Origin of the sequence: Levilactobacillus lindianensis, from assembly GCF_003946095.1 — a bacterium.
Lineage (GTDB): Bacteria > Bacillota > Bacilli > Lactobacillales > Lactobacillaceae > Levilactobacillus > Levilactobacillus lindianensis.
The window spans coordinates 1-9,955 of sequence record NZ_RHOD01000042.1 but is presented as its reverse complement, the minus strand read 5'-3'; the positions used below and the strand labels follow the sequence as shown (position 1 = coordinate 9,955).

Annotated in this window: 9 protein-coding genes; 7 read left to right on the top strand and 2 right to left on the bottom strand. The window is 48.4% G+C overall.

Going from position 1 to position 9,955, the window contains the following annotated elements; translation table 11 throughout:
- Positions 1 to 118: 118 nt before the first annotated feature.
- Positions 119 to 364, bottom strand: a complete 246-nt coding sequence (locus EKM70_RS10795; RefSeq protein WP_125547734.1) for a YdeI/OmpD-associated family protein — start codon at positions 362 to 364, stop codon at positions 119 to 121.
- 169 nt (positions 365 to 533) lie between these two features.
- Here EKM70_RS10795 and ntdP point away from each other — a divergent pair, with 169 nt between their 5' ends.
- From ntdP to EKM70_RS10770, 5 genes are all read left to right on the top strand, one after another.
- Positions 534 to 1,085, top strand: a complete 552-nt coding sequence (ntdP, locus tag EKM70_RS10790) for a nucleoside tri-diphosphate phosphatase (RefSeq protein WP_125547732.1) — start codon at positions 534 to 536, stop codon at positions 1,083 to 1,085.
- A gap of 96 nt (positions 1,086 to 1,181) precedes the next feature.
- Positions 1,182 to 2,294: an AI-2E family transporter gene (locus EKM70_RS10785; protein WP_125547730.1), complete on the top strand. Its 1,113-nt coding sequence runs from the start codon at positions 1,182 to 1,184 to the stop codon at positions 2,292 to 2,294.
- Between the two features lie 149 nt (positions 2,295 to 2,443).
- Complete coding sequence (tagD, locus tag EKM70_RS10780; protein ID WP_125547728.1) at positions 2,444 to 2,860, top strand: glycerol-3-phosphate cytidylyltransferase; 417 nt, start codon at positions 2,444 to 2,446, stop codon at positions 2,858 to 2,860.
- Positions 2,861 to 2,930: 70 nt separating this feature from the next.
- Positions 2,931 to 3,803 carry a hypothetical protein gene (locus EKM70_RS10775; protein ID WP_125547726.1) on the top strand — a complete coding sequence of 291 codons (873 nt, stop codon included), beginning with the start codon at positions 2,931 to 2,933 and terminating at the stop codon, positions 3,801 to 3,803.
- A 13-nt stretch (positions 3,804 to 3,816) separates the two neighbouring features.
- Entirely contained in the window at positions 3,817 to 5,841 is a 2,025-nt protein-coding gene (locus EKM70_RS10770) for a CDP-glycerol glycerophosphotransferase family protein (RefSeq protein ID WP_125547724.1), read from the top strand.
- A gap of 54 nt (positions 5,842 to 5,895) precedes the next feature.
- On the opposite strand, the gene EKM70_RS10765 is transcribed toward EKM70_RS10770, so the two are convergent.
- Positions 5,896 to 6,450 carry a hypothetical protein gene (locus tag EKM70_RS10765; RefSeq protein ID WP_125547722.1) on the bottom strand — a complete coding sequence of 185 codons (555 nt, stop codon included), beginning with the start codon at positions 6,448 to 6,450 and terminating at the stop codon, positions 5,896 to 5,898.
- Positions 6,451 to 6,624: 174 nt separating this feature from the next.
- Here EKM70_RS10765 and EKM70_RS10760 point away from each other — a divergent pair, with 174 nt between their 5' ends.
- A complete protein-coding gene (locus tag EKM70_RS10760; RefSeq protein ID WP_125547720.1) occupies positions 6,625 to 8,199 on the top strand; it encodes a peptide chain release factor 3 in 1,575 nt (524 codons plus the stop codon).
- Positions 8,200 to 8,525: 326 nt separating this feature from the next.
- On the top strand, positions 8,526 to 9,955 hold a 1,430-nt coding region (locus EKM70_RS10755; protein ID WP_191985898.1), incomplete at its 3' end, for a MucBP domain-containing protein.

The window sequence follows — 9,955 nt, the reverse complement described above, 5'->3', positions numbered from 1 at the left end:
TACCAAAAAGCTGGTCGGGAGAAATCCGAAGATTCCTCTCAACCAGCTTTCATTTTGGAGACTTATGTCACAGCCTCTTCTTGCGCTTGCTAACTTAGTTAGATAGAATCGTGGTTACTTATGATTTTGGCCGACTACCGTACGCCCGCTTGGATTTGTAGCCCGCAGCTAAAATCTTTCGCATTTCCGCAATGTGCCGGTCCTTGGTTGCTGGTGCCTTGACCCCAAAAATAAAGCGGGCCCACTCGCGTTGATAACCAGTGGTTAAGTCGTTAAAAAAGCTGACGAGTGTCGGATCGTCGGCTAAAAGGTCGGCAACCTGGGGAATCAAAGGTTCGAAAGTACTTAGGGGAGCTTGGGTCATTTCATTTTCACCTCATCGTTTGTTTCTGTTAGTTTAGCGCAAATTTATGGCGGCCCCAAGTATTTTGTCCAATGAATCCTGGACGAGCTATTCAATAATACCGGTTAATCTGGTATAATATTGAATGAATTTTTATAGTTACCCGTTACTTGGAAAGTAGGGTTTAGACATGACGCGCGAAGCTAGAGGACCTAAGGAAGGCGACTTCATTACGATCAAAAGCTACAAGCACGACGGAAGTTTGCATCGAACTTGGCGCGACACTATGGTACTCAAAACAAGCGAGAACGCCCTCATTGGCGTCAATGACCACACGTTGGTTACTGAAGACGATGGTCGGCGGTGGGTGACCCGAGAGCCCGCGATCGTTTATTTTCACAAGCATTACTGGTTTAATATTGTTGCTATGATTCGGGATAATGGAGTGTCCTATTACTGTAACTTGGCTTCTCCATATGTTTTAGATAAGGAAGCTCTCAAATATATTGATTATGATCTTGACGTGAAGGTTTTTCCAGATGGCGAAAAGCGGCTATTGGACGTGGACGAGTATCAAGACTTCAGTCAGCGTTGGCACTATGGTGCCGAGACGGACCGGATCTTGAAGGCCAACGTCTTGACGTTAGTTGACTGGATTAACAATCACAAGGGGCCCTTCTCTAAAGCCTATGTCGATCTGTGGTATCAACGGTATCAGGAACTGTCACGTCGTCCTAAGTAGGGCACGACGTTCGACCTGTAAGAGTTGTCTTCCGTACCATCCGGAGCAAGTCCATTCGTGGCTCGCTCCTTTTTTAAAAAAGAAAGGAACTTGTCCATGAAATGGCTTGCGAATTCCCGCTTAATGTTCTGGTCAGTTGAGCTCCTGATTGTGGCGGCGCTGATTTGGGTCTGTACCCAGATTAGCTTTCTCTTTTCACCAATTGGGATCTTCCTATCGACGATCTTCGTGCCATTGCTGTTATCTGGCGTGCTGTTCTATCTTCTGAATCCACTCGTTCGGGTCTTGGAAAAGATCCGGTGGCGGCGATTTCATCTGAACCGCACCGGAGCCGTCAGCGTTGTCTTTCTCCTGTTGGTTGCGGTTCTGGTCGCCGGGGGAATGTGGTTGATTCCACGCCTCGCGACTCAAATTACGACGCTGGTGGGTAGTATCCCAGACTTCGCGCACTCGAGCGAGATTGCTTTACGGAAATGGACCCAGCAACCCTGGTTAAAGAACCTTGATTTCTCAAAGTATCTCACACAACTTCAAGCAGCCCTATCAAAATACGCTCAGAGCCTCATGGGTGGCGTTACCAGCGGCATTGGCCAGGTGATTGGAACAGTTACCACGGTGACCGTAACCGCCGTTACAGTGCCTGTCATGCTGTTTTATATGCTTAAGGATGGCGAGAAGTTTCTGCCAGCGATTCAGAAATGGTTGCCAGCTAAGCATGGTGAGCAAACGACGGAGCTTCTGAGCCGAATGAACACGACGATTGCCAAGTATGTTGGTGGGCAAATCATCGAATGCCTCTTCGTGGGAGTCTTCACGGCGATTGGTTACGTGCTGGTGGGTGAGAAGTACGCCTTACTCCTGGGACTCTTTGCGGGAATTTGTAATCTGATTCCCTATGTCGGGCCTTACATTGGGATTCTTCCGGCATTGATTGTGGCATTTGCCACGAGTACCAACCTGATTATCTACGTGATTATTGTAGTGGTTGTGGTCCAACAGATCGATGGAAACTTTGTTTATCCGAATATTATCGGGAAAAGTTTGCAGATTCATCCGTTGACGATTATTATTATCTTATTAGCTGCCGGTAATATTGCGGGACTGTTTGGCATGATTCTAGCCATTCCGTTCTATGCGATTGTTAAGACGGTCGTGACCTATGTCTATAGCATTTGGCAATTAGAGCACACCGAGCAGAAATCGTTGTGAAATATTAAAACTTCACAACAAAGTCTTCGCGGAGCGGTTTTCAAGTTGACGTGACCGCTCAATATGCTAGTATTTAGATTGTTATTGGATTTTTAAGACGCCTCCTGGAACCGCCAGGGGAAATTAACCAGATAAGTAGGAGAACCGACATGAAAAAAGTAATTACGTATGGGACGTTTGATTTATTGCATAAAGGGCACGTTCGTTTATTGAAGCGCGCTAAGGCACTGGGTGACGACTTGACGGTTTGTGTCTCTTCCGATGAATTCAACGTGGAAAAAGGCAAGCGGGCGTACACTTCTTATGAAGACCGGAAGTACATTCTGGAAGCCATCAAGTACGTGGACCACGTGATTCCTGAAACCACCTGGGACCAAAAGATTAAAGATGTTCAAGAAAACAATATTGATATTTTTGTCATGGGTGATGACTGGAAGGGCAAGTTTGACTTCTTGAAGGATTACTGTGAAGTCGTTTACTTACCACGGACGGAAGGTATTTCCACGACTAAAATTAAGCATGACCTTGGCCTCACCGATGAAGAAGAGTGGAAGGCTGAAGAATAGGTTAACCAATCCTTAGTCGTAGACTAAGGATTTTTATGTCATTAGGTTAAATTCAGAGGAGGCATTGAGAATGCAACGGACCGTTTTCTTAATCACCAGCTCGCAAGATATCCAGCGCGTGGCGTTTGCGGATCAGCTAGCGCGAGCACTTCGAGAGGCTGATCGTGTCGATCTGTTAGTTGTCACGTTGGAACTGGCGACGGTCTGGAAAATTCGAGCTGATTTGAATCGTTTAGCAACCCGGAATCCGGCGGTGGCTCAGGCTAACTTTCTGACGTTGGCCGATAGCTTTGCTGCCGATGCCGGACGCGTGCTAGCCACTAAAGAACGCCAGGCCGTTGATCTTAGTCAATGTGAGGAACGATTGTTTATGGACCATTCCCAACAAGTGAAACGCTACTTGCGTTCTGGGCAACTGGTCGCGGAGCTTCGACAGTTGGATGATGAGACGCCGATGATTCTCCGGCAATATGACCAGGATCGCCTGGTTCAGACGGTTACCTATGGTCTGGACGGGTCTGTCGTGGCCTTGGCTAAAGTGCGATCCGGGGTGGCACAGACGCAATATCTGCTGAATCGGCGTGGAGAGGCCGTTTTACGGCTGACTCGGCAAACGCGGACTAGACAGCACGTCTTGAATCTGCGAGCAACGTCGGGGATGATCGCCACCTTGTCACCTGAAGAGCGCGTGGTCTGGGAGAATGAGCGCGCTCAACAGCAATCACCGGTGAATGGCGAGGATCAGACGGTGTTAATCCCAGCGACTGAGATCACGACCAATGGGGTGGTATGTGCCGACTATCGACGTTTCACGTCAAGTGCCGCGCTGTATCACATCGTCTTGAATCGCACATTAACCCCAAATTCCCAATTATTTGTGCCATTGACCGTCAACCCAAGTCTTTCACCTTTACTGCCCAATCAATTAATCTTTAACTACTAAGGAGTTTGCCATCGTGCGTGCGATTCTATCAGGCTGTCAGCATTCAAATCAGCAATCAGAACTAGAACTGGAACTTATTAAGGTTCCGGAACCCTTTCATGCACTCACGGTGACCTTTTTTGAACGGCAAACGCAGGCGACACTGACGGTTCCCGTGACCCAAGTCGTCAATCAACATGTGGTGCGGGTAACGTTTGATTCCACGGCATTGCAATTTGAGCAGGGTGGTCGGCGAGACTTTACCTGGGAACTGTATCTTAATTTGGCTCAGCCCACGTTGCAGGGGGCCATTCAGATCGAGAGTGAGTCGTTGAGCGATCGTTGGCAAACTTCAGCGACAAGTTCGAGCCAACTCCGGTGTGACGCGGCGGGAATGGCCATTCTGGATGTTCATACCCATCAATCGGCGGCGGAAGTGGCTATCACAGCCATTAACTTGGTCGAGGATCAGCTACAAGTGGTAGGAAAGCGTCAGGGCAACCATGAGCCCTTGGCGCAACAGCAACTGGTGTTAAAAAATGTAGTCGACCAGCAAGAGACCGAGTGGCCTGTTACCCAGATGGCGATTCAAGGGTTATTTACGGTGTCAATTCCGTTAGCCGAATTACCCACCGACGCAACGCAAGTCCTCTATATCCGGACAACCGGCGGTGATGAAACGAGGGACCAACGTGTGGTCCTGGCTGGCTCGCTAGCGGGACAGACAACCGAACTGATCACGCAACAGCGGCGATTGGTGGTCATTGAAAAACGTTTCGACAATAGCCTTCTAGTGACGGAGTCGGTGGCACCTTCCTGGCCACAACGTGTGGTTAACGCTGTTGGTCAATCACGCCAAGTTGTGAAATGGGGGGCACAATTGTTGGATAAGGTCAATCTGACCTATCTGGCACGACTCTGCAGGCACGGGCATACTCCCTATGAGCGACCAACCCTAATTTTTGAAAGCTTTGGTGGCCGCCAAGTGAGTGACTCACCATATGCCATCTATCAGCTTTTTACCCGGCTCTATCCGGAATTCAACTGTGTGTGGTCGATCAACCGGTCACAGCGGCGATTCTGTCGGCAACATGACATTCCCTATGTGATTCGGCGAACCACGAGGTGGGCGCGGATGCTAGGTAAGGCCAGTTTCTGGATTAGTAATGCCCGCTTTCCACTGTGGGTGAAGAAGCCTGACTACCTGACTTACATTCAGACTTGGCACGGGACCCCTTTGAAAAGGCTGGGCTTAGATATTGAAAATGTGACCATGCCAGGGACGACAACGGCCCGTTACCATACTAATTTTGTTAAGGAAGCCAATGGCTGGGATGCCTTGATTTCGCCCAATGATTACGCAACGCAAGTCTTTCGGACCGCCTTTGGGTTCAACAATCAGATTTTGAAAGTTGGCTATCCGCGTAACGACGAACTGGTGAACAGTACGCCGGCAGAGATTGATGCGCTCAAACAGCAACTGGGAATTCCACTGGATAAGAAGGTGGTGCTCTATGCACCCACGTATCGGGACAACCAGTTTGCGGAGAAGGGGAAGTATACGTTTGACTTACCGTTCTCACTGGCTGAATTCCGGAAACGGTTCGGGCAGGATGCGGTGCTGATCTTACGAATGCACTATCTGATTGCGAATACGCTGGATATTCGGGGGTATGAGGGTGTCGTTTTCGATTTCTCCAGTCATCCGAATATTTCGGAACTGTATCTGGTCAGTGATCTGTTAATTACGGACTATTCATCGGTCTTCTTCGATTACGCTTATCTCAAGCGACCAATCTTGTTCTATCCTTACGACTACCAGGTGTATAAGGACGACCTGCGCGGCTTCTATTTGAATTATGAAACCGATCTACCAGGCGAGATTGCCCATGATGAGTCACAGCTCTTAACGCTCATGGGGCAGAAGCTAGCGACGCAGGATATGAGTGCCGATGCGCGGTTCATGGCCTTTTATCGCCGCTTCTGTGCCATTGATGATGGTCAGAGTGCGTTGAAAGTCGTGGACTACATCATGCAACAGATTGAAAATCAAAGCTAATAAAAACAAGGGTTCAGGACGTTAGGTCATCCTGAACCCTTGTTGTGACTAAATTTAATGGTTAATTTTGGTAGCTTGTTGGTAGGCGTGGTGACTCAATCGTTGGGCCCGTTGTGGTTGCTGGACAATCTGTTTGAAGTAGCGATTGAGAATTCGTTGATAAGCGGCTTTCACCCGGTTAACGTTCGGGTGCCGGTGCTGTGTTAGCTCCCTTTGTGCCAGTTGGGCATCCTGCCGTGAGGCGACTGGTTGCGCGATGTGCTTGACCAGATAGGTGACGTTCTTGCTAGCTTTCTTAGCCGCCGGTGTCACTGGTTGGTTGGCAGCTTGGCTACTGGCCAGTGACGCCTGCATGTTACTGGTGAGACTGGTAATCTCGTAGTAGTCATCTTTTTTGACTCGTGTTTGGTCATAGGTCTTGAACAACAGGACGTTGAGCAGACTGGCAATGATCACAATGCCGACACCACTGATAATGACTGCCATGGCAGGACGCAGGGTTCGGTGGCGATTCTTGGTCACGACCAACCCGATGATGCCACCCAGGGCGATGAGTGCGCCCAGGCAGAAGATAATTTCGATGATGAGGGCTTCCGTACTCGCCGACATAATTTCACCCGATTCTAAATAAGTTCATTCTTTAATGATACCACGAAATGGTGTGTCGTGATCCGGAAATACCAGGCATCATGTATTGTGCCCTTAGATGTGTTAAAATTATAACGTTGCGTAAATTTGAAATTTCAGAAAACCTAAATTCAAAAAAATTTGTGAGGAAAAACTATGAGCGAAAAAACATTAGCATCAGCTGTCGATAAACGACGGACTTTTGCCATCATCTCCCACCCCGATGCCGGGAAGACGACGATTACCGAACAACTGCTGTTGTTTGGGGGCGTGGTGCGTGAAGCCGGGACCGTTAAGGCGCGGAAGAGTGGTAACTTCGCCAAGTCCGACTGGATGGAAATCGAACAAAAGCGTGGGATCTCGGTGACGAGTTCTGTGATGCAGTTCGACTATCAGGGCAAACGGATTAATATTTTGGATACCCCTGGACATGAAGACTTCTCAGAAGATACGTATCGGACCTTGATGGCTGTGGACTCCGCGGTCATGGTGATCGACTCCGCCAAGGGGATTGAACCCCAAACGAAGAAGTTGTTCCAGATCTGTAAGATGCGAGGCATCCCGATCTTTACTTTCATGAACAAGCTGGACCGTGATGGCCGCGAACCCATGGACTTGATTGCCGAATTGGAAGATGTCCTCGGTATCGAAGGCTATCCGATGAACTGGCCAATTGGGATGGGTAAGGAATTAAAAGGCCTGTATGACCGTTATCACCAGCGGGTGGCGCTGTACCGGCCATCTGGTGATACCCAATACCTGCTACTCGATGCTGACGGGGAACTGGCGGCCGACAATGACTTGGCCGACGATGGTCTGTACCAAGAAGCTCGCGATAATATGCTGTTGATTGAAGAAGCCGGGAACCAATTTGATGCTGACAAGATTGCCAGTGGGGACCAGACGCCAGTCTTCTTTGGATCAGCCTTAGCAAACTTTGGGGTTAAGACCTTCCTGGAAACGTATCTGGAATACGCCCCTAAGCCGGCGAGTCACCATACCCAAGAAGACCAGGACATTGCCCCAACTGATGAAGAATTTTCCGGATTTGTCTTTAAGATCCAAGCCAACATGAACCCCAAGCACCGTGACCGGATCGCCTTCGTGCGGGTCTGCTCTGGTGAATTTGACCGGGGGATGGACGTTATTCAGGAACGGACGGGCAAGAAACTTCGGTTGTCTAACGTGACTGAGTTCATGGCCGATACGCGAGAGAACGTGGAGAAGGCCGTGGCTGGTGATATCATCGGTCTGTATGATACCGGTAATTTCCAGATTGGTGATAGTATTTATACGGGGAAGCAAGTCGTGAAGTTTGAAAAGCTCCCACAATTCACGCCAGAACTCTTCGTGCGGGTGGCTGCTAAGAACGTGATGAAGCAGAAATCCTTCCACAAAGGGATCAATCAGCTGGTTCAAGAAGGGGCTGTGCAGCTGTACACCTCTTACTCAACTGGTGACTATATCCTGGGTGCCGTGGGTCAACTGCAATTCGAAGTGTTCCAATTCCGGATGCAAAACGAATACAATTCGGAAGTTATCATGGAACCAATGGGGAAGAAGACCGCTCGGTGGATCGACCCCGACCAATTGGACGAACGGATGTCGTCGTCGCGGAATCTACTGGTTAAGGATAGCCAGGGTGCGCCATTGTTCCTCTTTGAAAACCGTTTCGCCGAACGCTGGTTCAAAGATAAGTATCCTGATGTTGAATTAACTTCGAAACTTTAATCTAAACGATGCAAGGCTCAGACACTCGTCTGGGTCTTTTTAATTTCACTAACTTTTTAGATGGAAATCCGAGGCTGATTTGATTGGTATAGGCCTTGTATAATGCCTTCGTTTTGTCATAAACCCTTATGAACGTTGATTATCCAGTAGGGGTCGTGCGATAAATGAACGATTGGTGTTCATGACGCAAAGCCAATACTTTGTGAAATGATTGTGTACAACTTAATTGGTTTCCTTCGCCGAAGTTCCCTGTTAGGATGTTGTTTATCGGAGCTAGAACAACAGACAGAAATTAAAAAAATTAGGGAAACTCGGAGGAGAGTAAGATGACAGTAAATGTGAAGGCAAGTCTATGGTTAACGGCGGCGACGGTTTTGATGAGCGTGGGGATGGCCACAGAACCGCAAGATGTTCACGCAGCAGCAACCGAGCAAACGAGTTCGCAACGGGCAACCGAGCATATTTGGGAATGGATGCCCAATCCGACTTTAAGAAAGATTATGTTGAAAACGCTTAATAATGACCCAAATATCAAACAGCATTGGAAAACAGAAGATGATATTAGCAAGAAGGATTTACGCCTGCTAACTAAGATGGAACTGACCAAGGAAAACGTGAGTGGCGTGGGTGTTCAAACGATTCAAATGTTCAGTCTGGAAGGTTTGGAGTACGCGACTAATTTAACTTATTTAGACTTAGATGGGTCGGTCACCAATTTCGATTCGACGGATCGAGAAGCCTTTGGTAAGAACCCAATCAGACAACCTCGTGGTCATATCACAATTCTATCGCCACTGATGAACCTGAGAAAATTGGACACGTTAATCCTGAAGAATAATCGAATTGACGATGTGCGAAAACTAGCGAATTTGACTAATCTGTCCTATCTCGACCTGTCAAATTGTCAGATTGCAGACTTCTCTCCGCTGGGTCAGATTCCCTTCGAAGTTTTCAAGGGTGAGGGTCAAGTCATCTCACGGACGGATCGGTTTACTGGGAATGAGTTGTCTGGCCACCTGAAGAATATCAGTACATGGATTGATGGGTCACGCTATGAGATGAAAGCGCTTGACCGTTACGCTGTGCTAGCCTATACTCGCGAGGATCGACATGAAGATACGGGAGATCTCCTAGGAACCCACGACGTTTTTAAATTAAAATTTAATGCTGGTAAGTCCCATTCAGACGGGGATAAGGGCCTGAGTTATGACCATTTGGCGGATCAGGAGTATACCCGGCCCGATGATAATTTCACGATTGGTGAGATGCTGAAACATGATGCCCGCAATGCCATGCTGGGTGAAGTGCGGTCCCCAGACGGTAAGGTCCTCTGGACCTATGTAAACACTTACCGGTTCACGACGTATCCCGCACCGGTAACCGTTTCTCACGTTGATACGGATGGCAACAAGCTTCAGGATGATGAGGTGCTGACGGGAGGATTGGGTACTACCTATCAAACCCAGCCAGCCCAAATTGAAGGCTATCGACACAAAGAAACCAAGGGTGAGATGGCTGGGAAGTTCTTGCGTGAAGAGCAGGAGGTCGTGCATGTTTATGAGAAAGTGGATGATCAAGATACCGGTACTGGTAACGAAGGCGGTGGGTCCATAGGTGATGGCGACGATTCCCAAGGCAATACGAATGGCGGTGATCATGGGAACGGTAATGCTAATGGCAATGACGGTCAAGATGGTTCCGACAATAATGGAGACTCTGACAGTGATGCCGATGGTAGCGACGGTCAGGATGGTTC

Excerpts from the sequence above, each read along its gene's own strand:
- EKM70_RS10795 (WP_125547734.1), bottom strand. The coding sequence starts at position 364 with ATGACCCAAGCTCCCCTAAGTACTTTCGAACCTTTGATTCCCCAGGTT.
- ntdP (WP_125547732.1), top strand. The coding sequence starts at position 534 with ATGACGCGCGAAGCTAGAGGACCTAAGGAAGGCGACTTCATTACGATC.
- EKM70_RS10785 (WP_125547730.1), top strand. The coding sequence starts at position 1,182 with ATGAAATGGCTTGCGAATTCCCGCTTAATGTTCTGGTCAGTTGAGCTC.
- tagD (WP_125547728.1), top strand. The coding sequence starts at position 2,444 with ATGAAAAAAGTAATTACGTATGGGACGTTTGATTTATTGCATAAAGGG.
- EKM70_RS10775 (WP_125547726.1), top strand. The coding sequence starts at position 2,931 with ATGCAACGGACCGTTTTCTTAATCACCAGCTCGCAAGATATCCAGCGC.
- EKM70_RS10765 (WP_125547722.1), bottom strand. The coding sequence starts at position 6,450 with ATGTCGGCGAGTACGGAAGCCCTCATCATCGAAATTATCTTCTGCCTG.
- EKM70_RS10760 (WP_125547720.1), top strand. The coding sequence starts at position 6,625 with ATGAGCGAAAAAACATTAGCATCAGCTGTCGATAAACGACGGACTTTT.